The following is a 22,528-nucleotide window of genomic DNA, read 5'->3' as shown; positions in this document are numbered from 1 at the left end:
TCCTCAAGCCTTGATGTGGTGTCCGCCGTCTACGTAGATGGTTTGGCCGGTCAGTCCGCTGGCGGCGTCGGAAATCAGGAAGGCGCAGGTCATGCCCACTTCTTCGATCTCCACCAGGCGATTCTGCGGCGCGCGGGAGATGGCGTCCTCGATCAACTGGTCGAAATGCGCGATGCCGGAGGCCGCGCGCGTCTTCAGCGGGCCGGGCGACACCGCGTGCACGCGGATGCGCTTGGGGCCGAGCTCGTTGGCCAGGTAGCGGGACACGCTTTCCAGCGCCGCCTTGACCGGACCCATGATGTTGTAGTTTTCCACCACTTTGTCGGCGCCGTAATAGCTCATCGTGATCAGGCTGCCGCCGCGCTTCATCAGCGGCTCGGCCAGCCGCGCCATCTCGATGAACGAGTAGCACGACACTCGCATCGCCTGCTGGAAGCCCGCCAGCGAACAGTCGGTGACGCGGCCGTGCAAGTCTTCCATCGGGCAATAGGCGATGGAGTGGATGATGAAGTCCAGCCCGCCCCAGTGCTTTTCTATCTCGGCGAACACATGCTCCAGCTGGCCCGGCTGCTCCACGTCCAGCGGCAGCACCAGCTTGGCCTGCAAAGCTTCGGCCAGCGGCCGCACGTATTTCTCGGCTTTGGCGTTGAGGTAGGTGACCGCGCACTCCGCGCCCAGTTGATGCAGCACGCTGGCGCAGCCGTAGGCGATGCTGTCTTCATTGGCGATGCCGACGATGAGTCCTCTCTTGCCGGCGAGGATGTTGCGTATGCTTTCCATCTGACCTTCTTGGTAAACCATTTGGACCTCCGGGATAGCGTTGCAGGGCGGTGTTGCAGCAGAATGATTAAAAGTGGTTTTTGTATTGCCGTTTCAGTCGGATATAATGGTTGGTTTGCAGGCGGCGCACTTGTGTTTGAAAGCTGGCGGCCGCATCTGTACAGTCAGACCTGTCCTGAGTTTAGTTCCGGATGTGGTGCAGTGCAGCAATCATGCGTATTATGCCATTGTGGTCAATTGGCGGGAAAGTAAAGCTATGCCGATCTATGAATATCGTTGCGGCGCCTGTGGCGTCGCCAAGGAACACCTGCAGAAACTGAGCGACGCGCCAGTGGCCGCCTGTCCGGAATGCGGCAGCGCCGACTACAACAAGCAGCTGTCCGCCGCGGGCTTCCAGCTGAAGGGCTCGGGCTGGTACGCCACCGACTTCAAGGGCGGCGCTTCCTCGTCTTCGTCCTCCTCCGGCGACTCCGCCTCTTCCGGGGGCCATAGCTGCGGCGCCGGCTGCGGTTGCGACTGATGTCGGTTCCCCCGCAAATCAAAATGACCCTGAAGGGCTATCTGATCGCCGGCCTGCTGATCTGGCTGCCGCTGGCGATCACCCTTTGGGTATTGAACCTGATCATCGGTTCGCTGGACCAGACGCTGACGCTGCTGCCGGCCGAGTGGCGCCCCGAGCAGCTGTTCGGCATGCATATCCCCGGCCTGGGGGTGGTGTTCGCGGTATTGGTGGTGATGGGCACAGGGATGCTGGCCGCCAACGTGCTGGGCCGCCGCCTGGTGGAGTTCTGGCACGGCCTGCTGTCGCGCACGCCGGTGGTCAACTCGATCTACAACAGCGTCAAGCAGGTCAGCGACACCTTGCTGTCCGACTCCGGCAACGCGTTCAAGAACGCGCTGCTGGTGCGCTGGCCGCATCAAAATGCCTGGACCGTGGCTTTCCAGACCGGCACGCCGGCCCAGGAAATCCTCTGCCACGCGGAGAGCGGCGAGGAACTGGTCAGCGTTTACGTGCCGACCACGCCGAACCCGACCTCGGGCTATTTCATCGTGGTGCCGCGCAGCGACACCCGCGAACTGAACATGAGCGTCGACGAGGCGCTCAAGTACGTCATTTCCATGGGCGTGGTGGTTCCGAACCCGCCGCCGCAGGCTCAGCGCCCGCGGCTGAATGATGAACATAATCGGCAGGGCTAGGCCGTCACCCTGTCTAGCCCCTAAGCATGTCGTCCCCTAGCGGGAACTTCGAAGAATTCAATCAAAAAGGTTTACCCAATGCGCACCGATTATTGCGGACTCATCGACAAGAAATACCTCGGTCAAACCGTGACCGTCAAAGGCTGGGCCCACCGCCGCCGCGACCATGGCGGCGTGATCTTCATCGACCTGCGCGACCGCGAAGGCCTGGTGCAGGTGGTGATCGATCCGGACACCCCGGAAGCGTTCAAGCTGGCCGACAGCAGCCGCGGCGAGTACGTGTTGTCCATCAGCGGCATCGTGCGCGAGCGCCCGGCCGGCACCGCCAACAGCAAGATGATCTCCGGCGAGATCGAAATCCTGGCCAAGGAAATCGAAATCCTGAACGCCGCGGCCACGCCGCCGTTCCAGATCGACGACGAGAACCTGTCGGAAAACGTCCGCCTGACCAACCGCGTGATCGACCTGCGCCGCCCGGCGATGCAGAAGAACCTGCGCCTGCGCTACAAAGTGGCGATGGGCGTGCGCAACCACCTGGACAAGCAGGGCTTCATCGACATCGAAACCCCGATGCTGACCCGCTCCACCCCGGAAGGCGCCCGCGACTACCTGGTGCCGTCCCGCGTGCATCCGGGCGAATTCTTCGCGCTGCCGCAATCGCCACAGCTGTTCAAGCAGTTGCTGATGGTGGCCGGCTTCGACCGCTACTACCAGATCACCAAGTGCTTCCGCGACGAAGACCTGCGCGCCGACCGCCAGCCTGAATTCACCCAGATCGATATCGAGACCTCGTTCCTGAACGAGGACCAGATCATGGACATCACCGAGACCATGACCAAGGAGATCTTCAGCGACGTGCTGGGCGTGACGCTGCCGACCTTCCCGCGAATGACCTACGGCGACGCCATGTTCTACTACGGCTCCGACAAGCCGGATATGCGCGTTTCGCTGAAGTTCACCGAACTGACCGACGTGATGAAGTCGGAAGAGTTCAAGGTGTTCCGCGGCGCCGCCGACATGGCGAACGGCCGCGTGGTGGCCCTGCGCGTGCCGAACGGCGCGTCGTTCAGCCGCAAGGAAATCGACGACTACACCCAGTTCGTCGCCATCTACGGCGCCAAGGGCCTGGCCTACATCAAGGTCAACGACGTGAGCAAGCTGAACGAAGAGGGCCTGCAGTCCCCGATCGTGAAGTTCCTGTCCGCCGACGGCCTGAAGCAGATCATCGAGCGCACCGGCGCGCAGAACGGCGACATCGTCTTCTTCGGCGCCGACAAGGCCAAGGTGGTGAACGAGGCGATCGGCGCGCTGCGCATCAAGATCGGCCACGAGCACGGCCTGGACAACGGCTACTTCGTCAAGGAATGGCGTCCGCTGTGGGTGGTTGACTTCCCGATGTTCGAGCACGACGAGGAAGCCGACCGCTGGACCGCCTGCCACCATCCGTTCACCAGCCCGAAGCCGGGCCACGAGGACCTGATGGCCACCGATCCGGCCAACTGCCTGGCACGTGCCTACGACATGGTGCTGAACGGCTGGGAAATCGGCGGCGGCTCGATCCGTATCCACCGCGCCGAGATCCAGGAGAAGGTATTCGGCGCGCTGAAGATCAGCCCGGAAGAACAGCAGAACAAGTTCGGCTTCCTGCTGGACAACCTGAAGTTCGGCGCGCCGCCGCACGGCGGCCTGGCTTTCGGCCTGGACCGTCTGGTGACGCTGATGTGCGGCGCGGAATCCATCCGTGACGTGATCGCCTTCCCGAAGACCCAGCGCGCCCAGTGCCTGCTGACCAACGCGCCGAACGCGGTGGACGACAAGCAGCTGCGCGAGCTGAACCTGCGCCTGCGCCAGAAGGCCGAGCCGAGCGCCTGATCCTGACGGATCGCGTGGAGAAAACGGACAGCATGCTGTCCGTTTTTTTTCGCGCGCGGCCCGCTGATGGCCGTCGGCTTGAAACTTCAGCGGCCTATCCCCATCTGATGGGATAGCCCCCGCTCAGCCGGGGCGGTCCCGCGTCCGGCAATTGCAAAACTTTATCGCAACGATATCGATTTACAATTTGCCGGGTCCGGACGCAGTGTTTTATAAAGCTCCGCAATCCACGGCGTTTTCCGATGCCCGATCAGGAACGCGCCGTCATATCAAGACCCTTAAGGAGATTAAAATGGCCGTACTCGTTGGCAAGCAAGCCCCGTTCTTCGCTGGTGAAAAGACTTTCTCCGCCGTGCTGGGCAATGGCGAGATCGTAGACAACTACTCCTTCAAGCAAGCCACCGCCGGCAAGTACGCCGTGGTGTTCTTCTACCCGCTGGACTTCACCTTCGTCTGCCCGTCCGAACTGATCGCCTTCGACCACCGCCTGGCTGAATTCAAGGCCAAGAACGTGGAAGTGATCGGCGTGTCCATCGACAGCCAGTTCACCCACGCCGCATGGCGCAACACCCCGGTCGACAAGGGCGGCATCGGCCAAGTCGGCTACACCCTGGTTGCCGACATTCAGCATGACCTGTGCAAGGCCTACGACGTTGAAGCCGACGGCGGCGTCGCTTTCCGCGGCTCCTTCCTGATCGACAAGTCCGGCGTGGTGCAGCACCAAGTGGTGAACAACCTGCCGCTGGGCCGCAACGTCGACGAAATGCTGCGCATGGTCGACGCGCTGCAATTCACCGAAGAGCACGGCGAAGTGTGCCCGGCTGGCTGGAACAAGGGCAAGAAGGGCATGAAGCCGTCCGCCGAAGGCGTGGCTTCCTACCTGGCCGAGAACGCCAAGGACCTGTAATCCGCGACATTGTCCGGATTTCGTTCCGCACCCCGCCCGCGCAAGCCGGCGGGGTGTTTTGTTTGGCGTTCAGGCCGCGGCCGGGCTCAGCATCTTTTTCAGCGCGCCGTGCTGGATGGCCACGCTCAGGCAGGCCGCCAGCGCGCACAGCCACCACAGCGCCGCGCCGCCCAGCTGGCCGTACAGCGCGGTGCCCAGCGCCGGCGCCACCAGCGTCCGTCCGTTCCAGGCGGCGTTGTAAAGTCCCAGATAGCTGCCGCGCAGGCGGCCCTCGGAGCGATGCATCACCAGCTGCGCGTAGCTGGGCGACAGCAACAGCTCGCCGAATGTCAGCGTCACCATCATCAGCACCGCCCACAATGCGCCGTGGCCGGCGTTCAGCCACAGGAAGGAGCAGCCGGTCAGCAACACGCCCAAATGGGTGCTGCGCGCCAGCCCCCAGCGCAGGATGCGGCGGCTGACCGGAATTTGCAGAGCCACCACCATCAGGCCGTTGATGGTGAACAGATAGCCCACCCATTGCGGCCCCAGCTGGTAGTGCTCGCGCAGGAACAGCGCTAGCGTCACGTACATCTGGTCGAAAGCCAGCGTGACCAGCACCAGCGCGAAGATGGCGCGCAAGAAACTGGCGTCGCGCCAGGGGCCGGCCAGCGCGCTCTCGTCGCCGGCCTGGCGTGCTTGCGGCCGGGTGTCTTCCCGATGGCGGCTGTAGGACCAGGCCATCCAGCAGGCGCCAAGCAGCGTGCCGGCGGCGTTGGCCGCGTACACCCACTGGTAGCCGTAAGCGGCGAGGAAGCCGCTGGTGACGCCGGCGATGGCCACGCCCAGGTTGAACGCCACCCGCATCATGCCTTGGGCCACCGGCCGTTGCTGCGGGGTGCAGGGCTCCAGCGCCAGCCGCTGGTTGATCGGGCGGAAGCCGCCGTCGGCCATGCCGGACAGCACCAGGACAGGCATGAACATCCACACCGGAATCTGCAGCGCCAGCAAGGCCATGCACAGGCCGGACAGGGCGAGAGCCAGCACGCCCAGCGCGCGGCTGTCGAAGCGGTCGCTCAGGCTGCCGCCCTTCAGCGAGCCGGCCAGCATGCCGGCGCCGTAGAAGGCCATCAGCGTGCCGATCTGGCTGTAGGGCAGCTGGTAGCTTTCGCGCAGGTACAGCGGCAGGAACAGCTTGGAGATGCCGCCTACGTTATTGATGAAGCTGCAGGCGACCTGAATGTAGACGCTGGGCGGCAAGCCGCGATAGGGGCGGGAGAGGCGGCGGAGCAAGGAGGGCTGTGGCATGGCGGCGCAGCGGCCGTTCGGCCCGCTGGCCGCATGTCGGCTGAAGCGGGTTGGCGGATGGCTGTAGGATTATGCGATCCAATTATTCTTCTATTTGAAACAATCAACAGTCAAGTGTTGCGCCGCATTATTTCACTGGCAGTTTTGCCTTGACCGTGCGCATCATGGTGGCCTGCTTCTCCGCGCGGGGATGCAGGCCGTCCGGCTGGAAGGCGCTCAGATCGCCGGCGAAGCCTTCCACCAGCAGCGGCACGTAGGCCAGGCGGTTGCGCCGGGCCAAATCGTCATAAACGCCGCGGAACTCGGCGCCGTAGCGGGGGCCATAGTTGGGTGGCAGCGCCATGCCCACCAGCAGCACCTTGGCCTTGCGCGCTTGCGCCAGGTCTATCATCCGCTGCAGGTTGCGCCGCATCTCGGCCATCGGCAGGCCGCGCAGGCCGTCGTTGGCGCCCAGTTCCAGCACCAGCACGTCCGGCTGGTGGCGGGCGAGCGCGTCGGGCAGCCTGGCTAGGCCGCCGGCGCTGGTTTCGCCGGAAATGCTGGCGTTGACGACCTTGTGCCTGGGGGCCAGCGTGCGGGACAGCAGCGTTACCCAGCCTTGGTCCGGCGCCAGGCCGTAGCCGGCGGACAGGCTGTCGCCGAATACCAGCACCGTGGCGGCGAGGGCGGGCAGCTGCCACAGCAGCAACAAGGGGAACAGCATTTTGCAGACGATAGAACGCATGAACCATCCTGAGAAAAAGAAGGCGGTGTTGGCCGCCAGCGAGTTGGCGAAACAAGTGCATTTCCGCGGCGACGTGCTGCACATCCTGCGCAGCGCGTCGCTGACCCTGTATTCCGGCGAGAGCGTGGCCATCGTCGGCACCTCGGGTTCGGGTAAGTCCACGCTGCTGTCGCTGCTGGCCGGGCTCGACCACCCCAGCGACGGCGAGGTGGCGCTGTTCGGCAAGCCGCTGTCCCGGCTGAACGAAGACGCCCGCGCATTGCTCAGGCGCGACAAGGTGGGCTTCGTGTTTCAGAACTTCCAGCTCTTGCCGCAATTGACCGCGCTGGAAAACGTCATGCTGCCACTGGAGCTGGCCGGGCGCAACGACGCGCGCGACGCGGCGGAGAGGATGCTGGAGCGCGTGGGGCTGGCGGCGCGGCTGGGCCATTATCCGCGCCACCTGTCCGGCGGGGAGCAGCAGCGGGTGGCGCTGGCGCGCGCCTTCGTCATTCATCCCGGCCTGTTGTTCGCCGACGAGCCCACCGGCAATCTCGATCCGCATACCGGCCGCCAGATCATAGACCTGTTGTTCCAGCTGAACGCCGAGCAAGGCACGGCGCTGGTGCTGGTCACCCACGACAACGAGCTGGCCAGCCGCTGCGACGCCATCTACCGGCTGGTGGACGGCAAGCTGAACGGAGCGCGCGCCGAATGACCCTGCTTGGACGTTTCAGATTCGTCATCCGATTCATCCGCCGCGAGCTGGCGGCGGGCGAGCTGACCATCCTCGGCCTGGCGCTGCTGGTGGCGGTGGCGGCGATGAGCAGCGTCGCCTTCTTCTCCGACCGGGTGGAAAAGGCGCTGACCACCCAGGCCACCCAGCTGCTGGCGGCCGATCTGGTGCTCTCCGGCAACGAGATGGCGCCGGATGCGGTGCGCGCGGAAGCCGCGCGGCGCGGCCTGCAGACCGCCGACAACATCACTTTTCCGTCCATGGTGTTCGCCGCCGGGCAGGCGACGCTGGCCCAGTACAAGGCGGTGAGCGCCGGCTACCCGCTGCGCGGCGAGACCACGGTGCAGCTGCTGGACGGCGGCGAAAAGAGCGGCAGGCTGCAGCCGACGCCTGGCACCGCCTGGGCTGACGCCAGGCTGATCAGCCGGCTCAAGCTGAAGCTGGGCGACGAGATCGGCGTCGGCAACGCCCAGTTGGAGCTGGCCGGCGCCATCGTCCGCGAGCCGGACGGCAGCATGGACATCTACAACTTCGTGCCGCGGCTGATGTTCAACAGCGCCGACCTGCCGGCCACCGGCCTGGTGCAGGAAGGCAGCCGCATCCGCTGGCGGCTGTTGTTCGCCGGCGAGGACCGCCAGATCGCCGATTTCCGTGTCTGGCTGCGCGCGCACAAGCCCAAGGGCGCTCGGCTGGAAAACGTGGAAGAGATGCGGCCGGAAATCCGCACCGGCCTGGAGCGCGCGCGGCGCTTCCTCGGCCTGACCGCGATGCTGACCGTGGCGCTGGCCGCGTCGGCGGTGGCGCTGGTGGTGCGCCGCTACCTGCAGCGCCATTGGCAGCAGGTGGCGGTGCTGCGCTGCCTGGGCCTGGGCTCCGGCGAGGTGTGGGGGCTGTTCGTCGGCTTGTTCGCGCTGGTGGGGCTGCTGGCTGGCCTGCTCGGCACGCTGGCGGGCTTCGGCGTGCAGCTGGGGCTGATGCGATTGTTCAGCGGCTACGTCGGCGAGATTCTGCCCGATCCGGGCTGGCAGCCGTGGCTGATCGGCCCGCTGGCGGCGCAGCTGCTGCTGGCCGGCCTGGCGCTGCCGCCCTTGATGGGCATCCGCGACGTGTCGCCGGCCGCGGTGCTGCGCAACGAGCTGCCGCCGACGCGCCAGGGCGTGATCGCGCCGGTGCTGGCGCTGGCCACGCTGCTGGGCCTGGCCTCGTGGCAGGTAGGGGAATGGTCGCTGGCGGGTTGGCTGCTGGCGGCGATGCTGGGTTTTCTCGGCGTGTCCGGCGCGTTGGCGCTGGGCTTGGTGCTGCTGCTGCGCCGTCTGCCGCGCGGCGGCAAGGTGGGCTGGCGCTTCGGCATCGCCAACCTGGCGCGGCGCCGCTGGCTGGCGGTGCTGCAGATCGCCTCGCTGTCGGTGGGCTTGATGGCGCTGCTGACCCTGACCGTGGTGCGAGACGATCTGATCGGCGCCTGGCAGCGCAGCGTGCCGGCCGACGCGCCGAACAAGTTCGTGATCAATATCCAGGGCAATCAACTCGACAGCGTGCGCGGCGCGTTCGCCGCTGCGGGACGGCCGCAGCCCGAGCTCGCGCCGATGGTGCGCGCGCGGCTGATCGCCATCAACGAGCAGCCGGTGCGGCCTGCCGCCTATGACAACGAGCAGGCGCGGCGGCTGGCCGAGCGCGAGTTCAATCTGTCCTGGCGCGCCGAGCCGCCGCCGGGCAACCAAGTGGTGTCCGGCAAGTGGTGGGACGAGGGCAAGCGGGTGAAGCCGCAGTTTTCGGTGGAGAAGGGCCTGGCCAATCTTTTGGGCATCAAGCTGGGAGACACGCTGGCCTTCGACTTGGCCGGCACCGCCTACCGCGCCAAGGTGACCAGCCTGCGCGAAGTGCCCTGGGACAGCTTCCGCGTCAATTTCTTCGTGATCGGCACGCCGGGCCAATTCAGCCGGCAGCCGGCCAGCTGGATCACCAGCTTCCGCCTGGAGCCGGCGGACGAGGCTTTCGCCAATCAGCTGGTGGAGCGTTTTCCCAATCTGTCGGTGATCGACGTCGGCAGCATCCTGGCCGAAGTCAGGACGATGGTGGACAAGCTGACGCGCGCGATCGAGGCGATGTTCCTGTTGGCGCTGGCGGCCGGGGTGCTGGTGCTGTGGGCGTCGCTGACCGCCACTCGCGACGAGCGCCTGGCTGATGTGGGGCTGATGCGCGCCTTGGGCGCGTCGCGCAGGCAGGTGCGCAGCGTGGTGCTGGCCGAGCTGGTGTGGCTGGGCGCGGTGTCCGGCTTGTTGGCGGCTTTGGGGGCGATGGGAATCGGCGTGCTGGCGGCGGTAAAGCTGTTTTCGCTGCCGCTGCTGCTCAATTGGTGGCTGCTGCCGCTGGGGATGGCCGGCGGGGTGCTGGTGGTGACGCTGGCGGGCTGGCCGCTGGTGGGCAAGGTGACGAGAACACCGCCGCTGACGGTGCTGCGCGCCATAGGCTAGCGGCGGAACAAGCGGGACGAACCCGCGGAAGGAGAGGCGATGGACGAAATGGTGTTGGCGGCGCTGGCCAAGTGGCCGAACGTGCCGGCGGTATTCGGCTGGCTGCGGCTGGACGCGCGTGGCCAGTGGTGGATCAAGGACGCCCGGCTGCAGCATGAGGGGATGGTGGAGTTCTTCAACCGCAACTACAGCCGCGACGGCCAGGGCCGCTGCTATGTGCAGAACGGCCCGCAGAAAGTGTATGTGCAATTGGACGCCGCGCCCTTGGCGGCGCGGCGCACGCCCAAGGGCTGGAGCACGGTGCCTTACGACGACGACGTGCCGGCGCGCGCGGCCTGGCTGACGCCGGACGGCATGCTGCTGCTGGAAATCGGCGGCGAGCTGGCCGCGGTGGACGACCGCGACCTGGCCGCGGTGCTGGAAGAGGCGCTGCCGGATTGGGACGGCGATGCGGCGTCGCTGCCCGCCATGCTTCAGGTGGGCGAGGCCGGGCTGCCGCTGGCGACCGAAACCTTGCCGGCGCTGCAGGCCCGCTACGGCATCGTCGCCCGGCCCAGGTAAGCCGTTTGGCTGGATGAGAAAAAGCCCCGCCGCAACGGCGGGGCTTTGTCATGGGGAGGCTGGGATCAGACTGGTTCGGCCTTGACGTCGACCAGCCGTTTGCGGCCGGCCAGCATGCCGACGCAGAAGGCGGCGGCGGCGATCAGGCTGAACAGCAGCGCCAGCGGCCAGGCCTCATGGCTGTGGCCGCGGATCAGGCCGACGGCGAACGGGCCCATCGAGGCCAGCATATAGCCTATGCCCTGCGCCATGCCGGACAGGCTGGCCGCCACGTGCTGGTCGGGAGAACGGTGGGCGAGCAGGCTCAGCGCGGTGCTGAACAGGCCGCCCTGGCCGAAGCCGAGCAGAACCGCCCACAGGATCAGGCTGTCGGTGGGCGCGTACAGCATGCCCAGCAGGCCGGCGATCACCGCCAGCAACGTGATGGCGATCGGCGGACGCTGATTGCGGCAGCGGTGGGCCAGGATCGGCACCAGCAGGGATGCCGGCACCTGAACCATGGTGGACAGCGACAGCATCAGTCCGCCCTGCATCGCGGTGAGGCCGCGGTCCATCAGGATGGAGGGCAGCCAGCCGAACACGATGTAGGCCAGCGACGATTGCAAGCCCATGAACAGCGTCACCTGCCAGGCCAGCGGGTCGCGCAGCAGGCCGCTGACCCGCCACTGGCCGCGGCCGGCGGCGTGGCGGGTGTTCAGCTGCGGCCACCAGACGGCCAGCGCCAGCGCCGCCGGCAAGGCCCACAAGGCCAGCGCGGGCCGCCAGTCGTGGCTGAAATGTTCGGCCACCGGCACGGTGAAGCCCGCGGCCAGCGCCGCGCCCAGGCACAGCGCCATGGTGTAGACGCCGGTCATCAGGCCGGCCCGGCTGGCGAAGTCGCGTTTGACGATGCCGGGCAGCAGCACGCCGATCACGCCGATGGCGGCGCCGGCCAGCGCCGAGCCGGCGAACAGGCCGAACAGGCCCAGCTGGGTGCGCAGCAGGATGCCGGCAGCCAGCGCCAGCAGTACCAGCGCGATGGTCTTCTCGCTGCCCAGGCGGCGCGCCAGATGCGGCGCCAACGGACCGAAGATGCCGAGGCAAGCCACTGGCAGCGTGGTCAGCAGGCCGGACATCGCCGGGCTGAGGCCGGTATCGGCGCTGACCATGCCCAGCACAGGCGCCAGGCTGGACAGCGCCGGCCGCAGATTGAGCCCCACCAGCACCAGCCCCAGCAATAACAGCAGCGCGCGTTTGCGGCTGCTGGTTTGCGGCACGGCGGAGGGGGTGTCGTCATCGATCAACAGTTCGTCGGCGATCGCTTGGGGCCGACCCGTATTTTCTTGCATCGTGCTTCCTTCTTATTGTTGCTTGTCCAGCAGCCGGTCCAGCGTGGCCAGCAGCGGGCGGGTGATGGCGGCGGCGGCCTGGCCGGCTTCGTCCGGCCGGCCTTGCCGGATCGCGTCGAAGATGGCGGCGTGGGAGGCCAGGTCCGGATCGGGCAGCGCTTCGTCGCGGATCGAGTCCTGGACGCTCTGCCGCACCGCGCGCGAGAAAAAGTGGTAGAGGCCGGCCAGCGCCTGGTTGCCGCTGGCGTCGGCGATGGCGACATGGAAGGCGAGGTCGCGCTCGGCGTAACTTTCTGGCGTTTCGCCGTCCTGCGGCCGCAGCCCTTCCAGCGTGGCGGCGATGCGGGCGATGTCGGCGCGGCTGGCGCGCTCGGCGGCCAGCCGCGCGGCGCTTTCCTCCAGCAGGCAGCGCACTTCCAGATGCTCGCGCAGGCTGGAGCGGCTGATCGCGCGCATCGCCTCGCCCGGATTGACGATGGCCCGCACATAGGTGCCGTCGCCCTGGCGCACTTCCAGCAGCCCGGCGTACAGCAGCACCCGCACCGCCTCGCGCACGGTGTTGCGGCTGATGCCCAGTTCGTCGGCCAGTTCCGGCTCGGTGGGAATGCGGCTGCCCACCGGCCAGCGGCCTTGTTCCAGCTGGCGGCCCAGGTTGTCGACGGCGATGTCGACCAGCGAGCGTTTCGCGGCGGAAATATTCATAGATCCCGGCTTAAACATCCAATCATCCGATGAATTTTACCGGCAAAAGCCGAGAAGGGCAAAACCAAGGGAGAACGGTTCAGGCGGTGGCGGAGAAACCGCTGCTGGACAGGCCCAGCCCCTGGCCCACCAGCAGCGCGTTCAGCGTGTAGGGCGCGCCGATCGAATACACCAGCGCGTACATCGCGAGGCCGCTGATCTGCTGGGCGGACAGCATGCTGTTGCCGGACGGGTAACTGAGCAGGTTCTGCAAGTTGAACGGGAAGGTATTGGGCGTTTGCGGAGTGTGGATCACCAGTTGCCGGTTGCGTTGCTGGGCTTGCAGCGCGCGGGTTTCATTGACCAGCGAGCCGCTGCCCTGCGAGGTGTAGCTGTTGGCGAGCGCGTTCAGCGATTGCGCCGCCGTGTACAGCAGGTTGGCGGCGCCGCTGGAGTCGCTGTTGTACGCCGCCTGCAGCGAATTGACGTTTAGGCTCAGCGTGCCGCCCAGTCCGTATTGCGCCGGTCTCTGGTAGCTGAGGCCGACCTGGCTCAGCATGGTCAGCAGCGAGCTGCCGTTGCTGTAGCTGTTTTGCGCCTGCTGATTCAGCATCCGTGGCAGCATGGCGGCGATTGGATCGTTGCTTGGCCGCACCTGGTTGCCCAGCAGGCTGTTGATGGCGCCCTGGGCGGTATTGAAGGCGCTGGCCAGCGACTGGGCGTTGGTGTTGAGCTGGCCGAAATCGACATTGACCGTGATGTTGCTGCTGCCGGTCGCCAGCAGGTTGGCCGACACGCCGCTGCCCAGCTGAATGCCGAAATTGCTGGCGTTGGAGCCGGAAGCGCCGTTGATGGTGTAGCTGGCGTTCAGCGCGGCCTGGGTCTGGGTCAGGTTCTGGCCGCTGCCCACGGCCTGGGTCTGGTCGAAGGCCAGCCGCGACAGGCCGCTTTGGTCGGTATTGTTGCCGTCGTTGTCGCTGACCGTGATCTTGAAATTGTTGCTGGCGCCGGTGCTGGCCTGGCTGATCTGCAATTGATAGGCGCCGGACGAGTTCTGCACCACGTTGGCCACGACTCCGGCGCCGGCGCCGTTGATCGAACTGGCGATGCTGGACAGGGTGCCGTTGCTGATGCTGATGGTCACCGGCGTGTCGTTGGCGGTGAAACTGGTGGCCGAGGTCGAGCTGGTGTAGGCATAGCTGCCGGTGGTGATGGTCAGGCTGCCGCTGCCCACCACGGTGGTGCCGCTGTCGGACAGCGAGAAGCTGGTGGTCGCGCTGTGCGCTTGAGCTAGTTGGGAAACATTGAGCAGGTAGCTGGCGTTCTGCGCGCCGGCGGAGGTGCTGACGCTGGCTACGGCGGGATTGCTGCTGCTGGCGGTGCCGCCGCCGAATCGTATCGACGGCGCGTAAATCTGCTGCAGACTGCTTTGGAAAGTGCCGAGAATCGACATCAGTTGGCCCAGCGTGGACAACTCGATCTGGATCGGATCGGCTGCGCTGCTGCTGGCGCTGCTCTGGCTGGCGGCGCTGGACGAGCCCAGCAGTAGTCCGCTCGACAACAAACTGCTCAAGTTTGGCAGCAGGCTGTCGAAAGACGAGAAAGAGGAGTTGTATCCGGACAGGGAGTTCATTGCCAACACTCACAAGCCACATCTTGTTCAAGTGTAGATCAAATCGCTCAAGTCATTGCTTATTCAGCTTTTTTGTCGGTTTTTGCCGTGTGTTCGCGTTTGGGATTTTGCGTAAGCGAGACACAAAAAACGGCATGGCGCGAGGCGGCATGCCGTATGCGGGGGAGAGCGATTACTTGGCCATCGAGTCCTTCACGCATTTCTTGGCGAAGCTCTGCTTGGCGGCGCCGGCCAGTTTCTTTTCCGCAGCCTTGGCGTCACAGCTGGTCTGAGCGGCGGCGGTGTCTTTTTCGCATTTCTTCAGGAAGCTTTGCTTGGCGGCGCCGGCCAGTTTCTTTTCGGCGGCCTTGGCGTCGCAGGCGGCGTCGGCCAGCGCCAGATTGGCGCTGAACAGGGCGAGTACGGCGATCAGCACGGATTTGCGCATGATGGTTGGTCTCCAGTGAAGGCCCGCGGCGCGGGCGGATGTCATTCCGATTGTTTTTGTCTGGCGTTCAGCCAATAAACGGCGCTCAACGCCGCCAGTGAAAACAGCAGCAACATCAGCGCCAGCTGGTGGGCCGCGCCATAGTTGGCCTGCTCCACTTGATTGTACAGCGCGATCGATATCACGCGCGTTTCGCCGTCGATGTTGCCGCCTATCATCAGCACCACGCCGAATTCTCCCACCGTGTGGGCAAAGCCCAGGCAGGCCGCGCTGAGCAGGCCGCTGCGGCAGGATGGCAGGATCACATGGCGCATCCGCTGCCAGCGGCCCGCGCCCAGCAGCAGCGCGCTTTCCAGCTCTTCCTGCCGCACCGCGCGAAAACTGGCCAGCAAGGGCTGCAGCACGAAGGGCAGCGAGTACAGGATGGAGGCGAGCACCACGCCGGGAAAGGTGAAGGCGAGGCCGGGCAGGCCCAGCGAGGAGGTCAGCTTGCCGACCGGCCCGTGCGGCCCGAACGCCAGAAGCAGGTAGAAGCCCAGCACCGTCGGCGGCAGCACCAGCGGCAGCATGGCGCCGGCCTCCATGAAGGGGCGCAGCCGGGAGCGGCTATGCGCCAGCCACCAGGCGCAGGGAATGCACAGGGCCAGCAGCAGCAGGGTGCTGATGCCGGCCAGGCGCAATGTCAGCGCGATCGCGCTCCAGTCCTGGGGACTCACGGCTTGAAGCGGTAGCCGGCCTGAGCCATCAGCGCGCGCGCCTGCTCGCCCTTGAGGAAGGCCATCAGCGCGGCCGCGGCCGGGGTGGGCTTGATCAGCAGCGCGTCCTGGCGGATCGGCTGATGCAGTTTTTCAGGCACCAGCCAGTAGCGGCTGTGTATGCCTTGCTCCAGCAATTGGGAATAGGCGACGAAGGCGAAGTCGGCGCCGCCGACATCTGCGAACTGCATGGTCTGGCCGATATTGTCGCCGGTCAGCAGCTTGGGTTTCACCGCCGCTTCCAGCTTCAGCGCGGCCAGCGTTTCCATCGCGGCGCGGCCGTAGGGCGCGGTGGCCGGGTTGGCGACGGCCAGCTTGGCGAAATTTCCCTGGCGCAGCGCCGCTTCGCCGGCGTCGTCGCGCTGCTTGCTCCACAGCGCCAGCTGGCCGTAGGCATAGGTGAACTGGCTGGAGGCCTGGCCTACGCCGGCCTTGGCCAGCTCGGTCGGGCGTTCGTCGTCGGCGGACAGGAACACCTCGAACGGTGCGCCCTGGCGGATTTGCGCGGCCAGCTTGCCGGACGCGCCGGCGCTGGCCTTGATGTCGTGCCCGGTGGCGGCCTTGAAGGATTTGGCGATCTTGTCCAGCGTCTGCTGGAAATTGCTGGCGACGGCGACATTGACGGTGTCGGCGAGAGCGAGGGGGGAGAGGATCAGGCACAGCAGGGCAAGGCGCAGGCGCGGCATGGCGGACTCCGGGGACAGGATCATCCGCCCATTATGCTGCCAAAGGCCGGCGGCTAGCCAGCCGCCCGGCCGGCGATCTTGAACTGGAGCAACTGTTGCCAGTCACAGCCTAGCAGGTCCTGCCAGTCTTCCCCGCGGACGCCCGAGGGGTGGGAAGCCGCGCTTTGCAGATTGACCACGCCGCCCAGCAAATGGCCGTCGCGCGAGTCCTCGAACTGCGCGACGCTCGCCACCTGCTCCAGGTAAGGCGCGATGCCGCGGACCAGCGGCGACTGGCCGTCGATCGGCCGGCCGGGCGTCGGACCGGCATCGAGTCCGGGGACCACCAGCCGCAGCCTGACGATGCCGGGCGCCGGCTCCGCCACCTGGGGAATGGCCGGCATCCAGGCGCGCAACAGCGTTTGCAGGCGAAGGTTGAGGCTGTGTCCGAGCGCGGTGGCCACCAGTTGCCAGCGCCCGTCGCGGCGGGTGTCGAGCAGCCACAGCGGCTCCAGCAGCAGGCCGTGGTAGGGAGTGAGCAGCCGGGGTGACTCGGCGTAGACGAACTGGCGGTTGTGCCTGCCCTGGCAGAAGCCGGGGCGGGTGGCTTGCAGGTCGCTGTCGCCGCCGCGGGCCACCCGGCACAGTTCGTTCCAGGCGACCAGCGCGCATCCGAGATTGAAGAAGGGTTTCATCGTTTGTTCTACCCTGGCCGTATCTTGTTGAATAAAGTGAAGGAGCGCCCGGCGCGAGGCCGGTTGTCTAGGCTGAAAAATAGGCAAAAACCGGCCAATGACTATTGATTTGGCGCAAACTACCGGGCTTGTGGCCAGTGCAAGCTGTCATGTCGGACAGCCTCGCTTGCTGGTATGATTCCGCCTTCGTCGCCGTGGCGGCCGTCACATCTGGATTTGCGAAGCGTTTAAATGAAGAAAATTTCCCGCGTTCTGTTGTTGCTGCTGCTGTGCGCGGCAGGGTGGCTGGCCTGGGCGCTGCTGCTGCCGGTAGAGATGCCGGCGGGTGGTTACAAGCTGCTGGTCGGCCCCAACCGCACGATGAAGCAGATCGCCCATTCGCTGGCGAAGGACGGCGCGATACGCGACGGCCAGCTGATGGTCGCGCTGGCCAGGATCACCGGCTCGGACCGCAAGGTGAAGGCCGGCCTGTACCGTCTGGACGGCAGCCAGTCGATGCTGGACGTGCTCGATCGGCTGGTGCAGGGGCATCCGGACGAGGCGAGCCTGACCACGATCGAGGGCTGGACCTTCCGCCAGCTGCGCCAGGCGGTGGAGCGCAATCCGGACATCCGCCATGACGGGCGGAAGCTGAGCGATGTGGATCTGGTGGCGCGGATCGGCCTGGGAGACGCCAGCCCCGAGGGCCTGTTCTTCCCCAGCACCTATCTGTTCACGCCTGGCACCTCCGATCTGGACTTGTACCGCCAGGCCTACGCCACGATGCGGCAGCACCTCGACGCCGCCTGGGCGGCGCGCAAGCCCGATCTGCCCTACGCTTCGCCATACGAGCTGTTGACCATGGCCAGCCTGATCGAGAAGGAAACCTCCAGCGAGGCGGACCGGTCGATGGTGGCGGCGGTGTTCATCAATCGCTTGAAGAAGGGCATGCGGCTGCAGACCGATCCCTCAGTGATCTACGGCATGGGCGCCAGCTACCAGGGCAATATCGGCAAGGCCGACCTGCGCCGCGATACGCCTTACAATACCTATACCCGCGCCGGCCTGACGCCGACGCCGATCTCGATGCCGGGCAAGGCCGCGTTGTACGCGGCGGCCCAGCCGGCCGAAACCGACGCGCTGTACTTCGTCGCCCGCGGCGACGGCAGCTCCGAGTTTTCCAGCACCCTGGAGCAGCACAACCAGGCGGTGCGCAAATACATCCTGAAGAAAGGCCAGCAATGAGCACGCAGCAGGTCCGACGCGGCCGTTTCATCACGCTGGAAGGCATAGACGGCGCGGGCAAGAGCACCCACCTCTCCTTCATCCGCGACTGGCTGTCCGGACGCGATGTCGACGCCGCGTTCACCCGCGAGCCCGGCGGCACGCCGCTGTCGGAAAAGATACGCGACCTGCTGCTGGATCCCGGCACAGTGGCTTCGCTGGATGCCGAGGCGCTGCTGGCTTTCGCCGCGCGCCAGCAGCACATCGCCGAAGTGATAGAGCCGGCGCTGGCCGCCGGCCGCTGGCTGGTGTCCGACCGCTTCACCGACTCCACCTACGCTTTCCAGGGCGGCGGCCGCGGCGTGCCGTTCGAACGCATCCGCGCTCTGGAAGACTGGGTGCAGCGCGGCCTGCAGCCGGACCTGACCCTGCTGTTCGACCTGCCGACCGAAGTGGCCGCCGGGCGCATGGCCGGCACCCGGGTGCCGGACCGTTTCGAGCAGGAAGCCGCCGATTTCCACCGCCGCGTGCGAGCGGCCTACCTGCGCCGGGCCGAGGAGGCGCCGCAGCGCATCGTCGTGCTGGACGCCGGCCGCGGCATCGCCGACATCCAGGCCGACATCGCCGTCCACCTGCAACGCTTGCTGGAGCGCGGCTGATGCTGTACCCGTGGCAGGGCGATGATTGGGCGCGGCTCTCTGCCGAGCGCGAGCGCATGCCGGGCGCCTGGCTGTTCACCGGCGGCGCCGGCATCGGCAAGCTGTCCTTCGCCGAGCACCTGTCGCTGTCGCTGCTGTGCGAGAGCCCCGCGTCCAACCATCAACCCTGCGGCCAATGCCAGGGCTGCCGCTGGTTCGCCAGCGGCACCCATCCGGACTTCCGCCGCCTGTCGCCGTTCGCCGACGAAGAGGAGGAGGGCAAGGAGGCCAAGACTACGCGCAAGCTGCCGCAGATCAAGATCGAGGCGGTGCGCGAGGTGATCGATTTCGCCCATCTGACCGCGCACCGAGCCGGCCGCCGGGTGATCCTGGTGGAGCCGGCCGAGAACCTGAACCTGGCCGCAGCCAACGCCTTGCTGAAGATACTTGAGGAGCCGCCGGAGGCCGTGCTGTTCCTGCTGGTGTCGCACGCGCCGCAACGCCTGCTGCCCACCATCCGCAGCCGCTGCCGCCAGTTCGCGCTGACCCGCCCGTCGGAGCCGGCCGCGCTGGCCTGGCTGAAGGAGCAGGGCGTCGCCGGCGCCGAGGCGGAGCTGGCGCACAACGGCGGCGCGCCGCTGTTCGACCACGATCCCGAGCTCGCCGCGCTGCGCGCCCAGTTCGTCCGCGGCCTGGGCCAGCCCAGTTTCGCCGGCATGCTGCAACTGGCGGAGTTGATCGACAAGAACAAGCAGCTGTCTTTGGCGCAGCCGCTGGCCTGGCTGCAGAAATGGCTGCACGACCTGGCCGCGCTGTGCCTGGCCGGCAGGGTCCGCTATTATCCAGATCAGGAGAGGGCGCTCGCCGCGCTGGCGCCGCGCTGCGACGTCGTTCTGCTGATGGCTTGCCAGCAGGCGTTGACCGCGCTGGCGCCGTTCTCCCAGCATACCTTGAACATTCGCCTGCAACTGGAGGCGGTGTTGATGGATTACCTGAAGATCTTCGCCGGCGGCAAGGCCGGCTAAGCAAAAGGGGCCTGAATGGATGCCGCCAAGCCGGATCTGAACAATCCCAATCGCCCCGGCGTGCTGTCGCTGCATATCAAGGAGCGCAGCGCGCTGTTCGCCGCCTACATGCCTTTTCTGCGCAACGGCGGCATTTTCATTCCCACCAACAAGGAAATGCAGCTGGGCGAAGAGGTGTTCCTGCTGCTGACGCTGATGGAGGATCCCCAGCGCATCGCGGTGCAGGCCAAGGTGGTGTGGATCACGCCGGGCGGCGCCAACAACAGCCGGGTGCAGGGCGTCGGCGTGGAGTTCGTTTCCGGCGAGGCCGGCAAGCAGGCCAAGGACAAGATAGAGACGCTGCTGGGCGGCGTGCTCAACTCCAGCCGCCCCACCCATACCATGTGAGGTCCGGGGAGAGGACGTGATATCCTGTGGACCGGATTCACGTTTTTCTGCCCACCGACCATGTTGATCGATTCCCACTGCCACATCAATTTTCCCGACCTCGCCGAGCGCATGCCCGATGTGCTGGCCAATATGCGCCAGAACCAGGTGACGCACGCCCTGGTGATCGGCGTCAGCCGCCCCAAGTATCCGCAGGTGCTGGCCTTGGCCGAGTCGCATCCCAATCTGTACGCCACCGTCGGCGTGCATCCGGATGACCCGGAGGCCGAGGAGTACAGCGAGGACGAACTGGTCGAGCTGGCCGCCCATCCGCGGGTAGTCGGCATCGGCGAGACCGGCCTCGATTACCACTGGTGCAAGGGCGATCTTGATTGGCAGCATCAGCGCTTCCGCACCCATATCCGCGCTGCCCGGCGCGTCGGCCTGCCGCTGGTGATCCATACCCGGGAGTCCGCCGAGGACACCATCCGCATCATGCGGGAAGAGCATGCCGAGCGATGCGGCGGCGTGATGCACTGCTTCACCGAAACCTGGGAAGTGGCCGAGGCCGCGCTGGCGCTGGGCTTCTACATCTCGTTCTCCGGCGTGGTGACCTTCAAGAACGCCAAGCAGGTGCAGGAGGTGGCGCAGAAGGTGCCGCTGGAGCGGATGCTGATCGAAACCGACTCGCCCTATCTCGCGCCGGTGCCGTTCCGCGGCAAGACCAACGAGCCGGCCTATGTGCGCCACGTGGCGGAGTTCATCGCCCAACTGCGCGACATCCCGTTCGAGGAGGTGGCGCAGGCCACCACGGAAAACTTCTTCCGCCTGTTCGCCAAGGCGGCGGGCTGAAACGGAGAGGAATATGCGGCTGCCCGCATTGGGTTTGATCGGATGGTTGATCGCGCTGCCGGCGCTGGCCAATTGCGTCAGCCTGGCCGGACGCAGCTACTGCGCGCCGCCGGGCGGCCAGGCGGTGCTGCACCTGGGCCAGCCCTACTGCGGCGCCGGCGCCTGCGTGTCCGACGAATTCGGCAATCTGTTCTGCTCGCCGTATCCCGGCGGCGGCGTGGTCCGCGCCCGGGGCGGTTTTTACGCCGGGCCCGGCCTGTGCTTGCTGGGGCCGGACGGCGCGCCGAACTGCGCGGCGCAGCCGGGCGGCAGCTGCGCGATCGGCCCCGGCGGCCAGCCGGTTTGCGAAGGCGGTTCCGTCGCCGTGCCCGCGGCGCGGGCGCAGCCGTGCCAGTGATCAAGCAAGGAGAGTTGTGAATACGCTAGAAGTCACCATCCTGGGTTGCGGCTCCAGCTCCGGCACGCCGGCGATAGGCTGCGGCTGCCCCACTTGCCGCTCGGACGATGTCCGCAACAAGCGCACTCGCGCCAGCGCCTACGTGCGGGTGGGAGAGCTCGGTTTCCTGATCGATACCGGGCCGGATCTGCGCCAGCAGGCGCTGCGCGAAGGCTTGAGCCGGCTGGACGCGGTGCTGTACACCCATCCGCACGCCGACCACCTGAACGGCATCGACGACCTGCGCGCCTTCTGTTACCTGAAGAAGGGGCCGATCTCGCTGTACGGCAACGACTTCACCATTTCCAACATCCGCGAGCGCTTCGGCTACGCGCTGCTGCCGCCGTCCAAAATGTGGGACAAGCCGGTGCTGTTGCCGGAAGTGGTCAACGGCCCGTTCCGGCATCAGGGCGTGGCGCTGACGCCCATTCCCTTGCTGCACGGCAGCTGGCCCTGTCTGGGCTGGCGCATCGGCGACGTGGCCTGGCTGACCGACCTGTCCCACATTCCCGACAGCAGCCTGCCCTTGCTGGAAGGGCTGGAGCTGCTGTTCCTCGATTGCCTTAACCAGGATCCCTACCCATCCCACCTGTGCGTGGACCAGGCTTTCGAATGGGCGGGACGCATCGCCGCGCGCCGCACGGTGCTGATCCACATGACCCACAAGCTGGAATACCTCGATCTCAGCGAGCGCTGTCCGCCCGGCGTGGAAGTCGGTTTCGATGGCTGGCGCGCCGAAGTGGCTATGGGATGATGGTTGTCATGTTAAAAAACATGATCTTTTTCAATGGCTTGTGATGTTTACTTCTTGAGCGGGATCTTCTGGTCCAGCACCGCCACCGCGGTGATCGCGTTGTCCGGGCTGCCGTCCACCAGCTTGTCCGAGTAGGTGAGGTAGGTCAGCACATTGCGCTTGGGGTCGACGATGCGCACCACGCGCACGTGCTTGAATACGAAGGACGCGCCCTCCTTGAAAACTTGCTCTTGCGGCGGGATCGGCTTGTTGAAGCGGATCCCGCCCACCTGGCGGCAGGCGACGGAGAAGCGGGACGGATCCTTGGCCAATCCCATCGCGCCCTTGTAGCCGCCGGTCTTGGCGCGCGACACGTAGCAGGCGACGCCTTGCACCGAGGGATCGTCAAAGGCTTCCACCACCACCTTGTCGTTGGGACTGAGCAGCTTGAAGGTGGTGGACACTTCGCCCACCTCTTCGGCCAGGGCCGGCAGGGACAGGCAGGCGAGCAGCAGCAGGGCGGCTTGTTTCATCGGTTTTCTCCGGCGTGGGCCGGCCGCCTGGAGCGGCCAGA

The 22,528-nt window shown here is 66.3% G+C and carries 25 protein-coding genes; 14 read left to right on the top strand and 11 right to left on the bottom strand.

What is annotated here, in order from left to right; all coding sequences use genetic code 11:
- Positions 1 to 3: 3 nt before the first annotated feature.
- On the bottom strand, positions 4 to 801 hold the full coding sequence (fabI, locus tag VA599_RS03905) for an enoyl-ACP reductase FabI (RefSeq protein WP_021478777.1): 798 nt from the start codon (positions 799 to 801) through the stop codon (positions 4 to 6).
- A 235-nt stretch (positions 802 to 1,036) separates the two neighbouring features.
- Between fabI and VA599_RS03900 the strand changes: the two genes are divergently transcribed.
- The 4 genes from VA599_RS03900 (at position 1,037) to VA599_RS03885 (ending at position 4,756) form a co-directional block, all read left to right on the top strand.
- A complete protein-coding gene (locus VA599_RS03900; RefSeq protein ID WP_021478778.1) occupies positions 1,037 to 1,300 on the top strand; it encodes an FmdB family zinc ribbon protein in 264 nt (87 codons plus the stop codon).
- A 23-nt stretch (positions 1,301 to 1,323) separates the two neighbouring features.
- Complete coding sequence (locus VA599_RS03895) at positions 1,324 to 1,977, top strand: DUF502 domain-containing protein (protein WP_234004440.1); 654 nt, start codon at positions 1,324 to 1,326, stop codon at positions 1,975 to 1,977.
- A gap of 78 nt (positions 1,978 to 2,055) precedes the next feature.
- The gene (aspS, locus tag VA599_RS03890) at positions 2,056 to 3,849 is read left to right on the top strand and encodes an aspartate--tRNA ligase (protein ID WP_346787718.1); all 1,794 of its coding nucleotides are present in this window, start codon (positions 2,056 to 2,058) and stop codon (positions 3,847 to 3,849) included.
- 292 nt (positions 3,850 to 4,141) lie between these two features.
- Positions 4,142 to 4,756 carry a peroxiredoxin gene (locus VA599_RS03885; RefSeq protein WP_021478781.1) on the top strand — a complete coding sequence of 205 codons (615 nt, stop codon included), beginning with the start codon at positions 4,142 to 4,144 and terminating at the stop codon, positions 4,754 to 4,756.
- A 69-nt stretch (positions 4,757 to 4,825) separates the two neighbouring features.
- Here the strand turns inward: VA599_RS03885 and VA599_RS03880 are convergent, their stop codons facing one another.
- Positions 4,826 to 6,043, bottom strand: coding sequence for an MFS transporter (locus VA599_RS03880; RefSeq protein WP_346787717.1), 1,218 nt, complete (start codon positions 6,041 to 6,043; stop codon positions 4,826 to 4,828).
- A gap of 127 nt (positions 6,044 to 6,170) precedes the next feature.
- Complete coding sequence (locus VA599_RS03875) at positions 6,171 to 6,767, bottom strand: arylesterase (protein ID WP_346787716.1); 597 nt, start codon at positions 6,765 to 6,767, stop codon at positions 6,171 to 6,173.
- On the opposite strand from VA599_RS03875, the gene VA599_RS03870 reads away from it, so the two are divergent.
- The 3 genes from VA599_RS03870 to VA599_RS03860 are packed head-to-tail and all read left to right on the top strand — an operon-like array spanning position 6,766 to position 10,517.
- Positions 6,766 to 7,464, top strand: a complete 699-nt coding sequence (locus VA599_RS03870; protein WP_021478784.1) for an ABC transporter ATP-binding protein — start codon at positions 6,766 to 6,768, stop codon at positions 7,462 to 7,464. The genes VA599_RS03875 and VA599_RS03870 overlap by 2 nt on opposite strands.
- A complete protein-coding gene (locus VA599_RS03865; protein WP_346787715.1) occupies positions 7,461 to 9,956 on the top strand; it encodes an ABC transporter permease in 2,496 nt (831 codons plus the stop codon). Before VA599_RS03870 ends, VA599_RS03865 begins: the two co-directional genes overlap by 4 nt.
- Positions 9,957 to 9,995: 39 nt before the next feature.
- The gene (locus tag VA599_RS03860; RefSeq protein WP_346787714.1) at positions 9,996 to 10,517 is read left to right on the top strand and encodes a DUF2946 family protein; all 522 of its coding nucleotides are present in this window, start codon (positions 9,996 to 9,998) and stop codon (positions 10,515 to 10,517) included.
- 65 nt (positions 10,518 to 10,582) lie between these two features.
- Here the strand turns inward: VA599_RS03860 and VA599_RS03855 are convergent, their stop codons facing one another.
- The 7 genes from VA599_RS03855 to VA599_RS03825 form a co-directional block, all read right to left on the bottom strand.
- The gene (locus tag VA599_RS03855; RefSeq protein ID WP_346787713.1) at positions 10,583 to 11,845 is read right to left on the bottom strand and encodes a CynX/NimT family MFS transporter; all 1,263 of its coding nucleotides are present in this window, start codon (positions 11,843 to 11,845) and stop codon (positions 10,583 to 10,585) included.
- A gap of 12 nt (positions 11,846 to 11,857) precedes the next feature.
- Complete coding sequence (locus VA599_RS03850) at positions 11,858 to 12,547, bottom strand: FadR/GntR family transcriptional regulator (protein ID WP_021478788.1); 690 nt, start codon at positions 12,545 to 12,547, stop codon at positions 11,858 to 11,860.
- Between the two features lie 79 nt (positions 12,548 to 12,626).
- Positions 12,627 to 14,159, bottom strand: coding sequence for a flagellar filament capping protein FliD (gene fliD, locus VA599_RS03845; protein ID WP_346787712.1), 1,533 nt, complete (start codon positions 14,157 to 14,159; stop codon positions 12,627 to 12,629).
- 172 nt (positions 14,160 to 14,331) lie between these two features.
- Positions 14,332 to 14,586 carry a hypothetical protein gene (locus VA599_RS03840; RefSeq protein WP_021478790.1) on the bottom strand — a complete coding sequence of 85 codons (255 nt, stop codon included), beginning with the start codon at positions 14,584 to 14,586 and terminating at the stop codon, positions 14,332 to 14,334.
- A 41-nt stretch (positions 14,587 to 14,627) separates the two neighbouring features.
- A complete protein-coding gene (gene modB / locus VA599_RS03835; protein WP_021478791.1) occupies positions 14,628 to 15,302 on the bottom strand; it encodes a molybdate ABC transporter permease subunit in 675 nt (224 codons plus the stop codon).
- Positions 15,299 to 16,027, bottom strand: coding sequence for a molybdate ABC transporter substrate-binding protein (gene modA, locus VA599_RS03830; RefSeq protein WP_031296912.1), 729 nt, complete (start codon positions 16,025 to 16,027; stop codon positions 15,299 to 15,301). Before modA ends, modB begins: the two co-directional genes overlap by 4 nt.
- A gap of 53 nt (positions 16,028 to 16,080) precedes the next feature.
- Positions 16,081 to 16,701, bottom strand: coding sequence for a DUF3313 domain-containing protein (locus VA599_RS03825; protein WP_346787711.1), 621 nt, complete (start codon positions 16,699 to 16,701; stop codon positions 16,081 to 16,083).
- 231 nt (positions 16,702 to 16,932) lie between these two features.
- Here VA599_RS03825 and mltG point away from each other — a divergent pair, with 231 nt between their 5' ends.
- The 7 genes from mltG to VA599_RS03790 are packed head-to-tail and all read left to right on the top strand — an operon-like array spanning position 16,933 to position 21,975.
- A complete protein-coding gene (mltG, locus tag VA599_RS03820) occupies positions 16,933 to 17,925 on the top strand; it encodes an endolytic transglycosylase MltG (protein WP_021478794.1) in 993 nt (330 codons plus the stop codon).
- Positions 17,922 to 18,563, top strand: a complete 642-nt coding sequence (gene tmk, locus VA599_RS03815) for a dTMP kinase (protein ID WP_021478795.1) — start codon at positions 17,922 to 17,924, stop codon at positions 18,561 to 18,563. The genes mltG and tmk overlap by 4 nt, the downstream gene beginning before the upstream one ends.
- Complete coding sequence (locus tag VA599_RS03810; protein WP_346787710.1) at positions 18,563 to 19,567, top strand: DNA polymerase III subunit delta'; 1,005 nt, start codon at positions 18,563 to 18,565, stop codon at positions 19,565 to 19,567. Before tmk ends, VA599_RS03810 begins: the two co-directional genes overlap by 1 nt.
- Positions 19,568 to 19,582: 15 nt before the next feature.
- Positions 19,583 to 19,954, top strand: coding sequence for a PilZ domain-containing protein (locus VA599_RS03805; RefSeq protein ID WP_021478797.1), 372 nt, complete (start codon positions 19,583 to 19,585; stop codon positions 19,952 to 19,954).
- 60 nt (positions 19,955 to 20,014) lie between these two features.
- Positions 20,015 to 20,785, top strand: coding sequence for a TatD family hydrolase (locus tag VA599_RS03800; protein WP_346787709.1), 771 nt, complete (start codon positions 20,015 to 20,017; stop codon positions 20,783 to 20,785).
- Between the two features lie 13 nt (positions 20,786 to 20,798).
- Positions 20,799 to 21,182: a hypothetical protein gene (locus VA599_RS03795; RefSeq protein ID WP_346194768.1), complete on the top strand. Its 384-nt coding sequence runs from the start codon at positions 20,799 to 20,801 to the stop codon at positions 21,180 to 21,182.
- 16 nt (positions 21,183 to 21,198) lie between these two features.
- The gene (locus VA599_RS03790) at positions 21,199 to 21,975 is read left to right on the top strand and encodes an MBL fold metallo-hydrolase (RefSeq protein WP_346787708.1); all 777 of its coding nucleotides are present in this window, start codon (positions 21,199 to 21,201) and stop codon (positions 21,973 to 21,975) included.
- A 47-nt stretch (positions 21,976 to 22,022) separates the two neighbouring features.
- Here VA599_RS03790 and VA599_RS03785 read toward each other — a convergent pair whose 3' ends face one another.
- On the bottom strand, positions 22,023 to 22,487 hold the full coding sequence (locus VA599_RS03785; RefSeq protein WP_346787707.1) for a CreA family protein: 465 nt from the start codon (positions 22,485 to 22,487) through the stop codon (positions 22,023 to 22,025).
- Positions 22,488 to 22,528: the final 41 nt, after the last annotated feature.

The organism is Chromobacterium indicum (assembly GCF_039708975.1).
GTDB lineage: Bacteria > Pseudomonadota > Gammaproteobacteria > Burkholderiales > Chromobacteriaceae > Chromobacterium > Chromobacterium piscinae.
The sequence above is the reverse complement of the archived record's forward strand: the minus strand, read 5'-3'. Positions and strand labels throughout refer to the sequence as shown.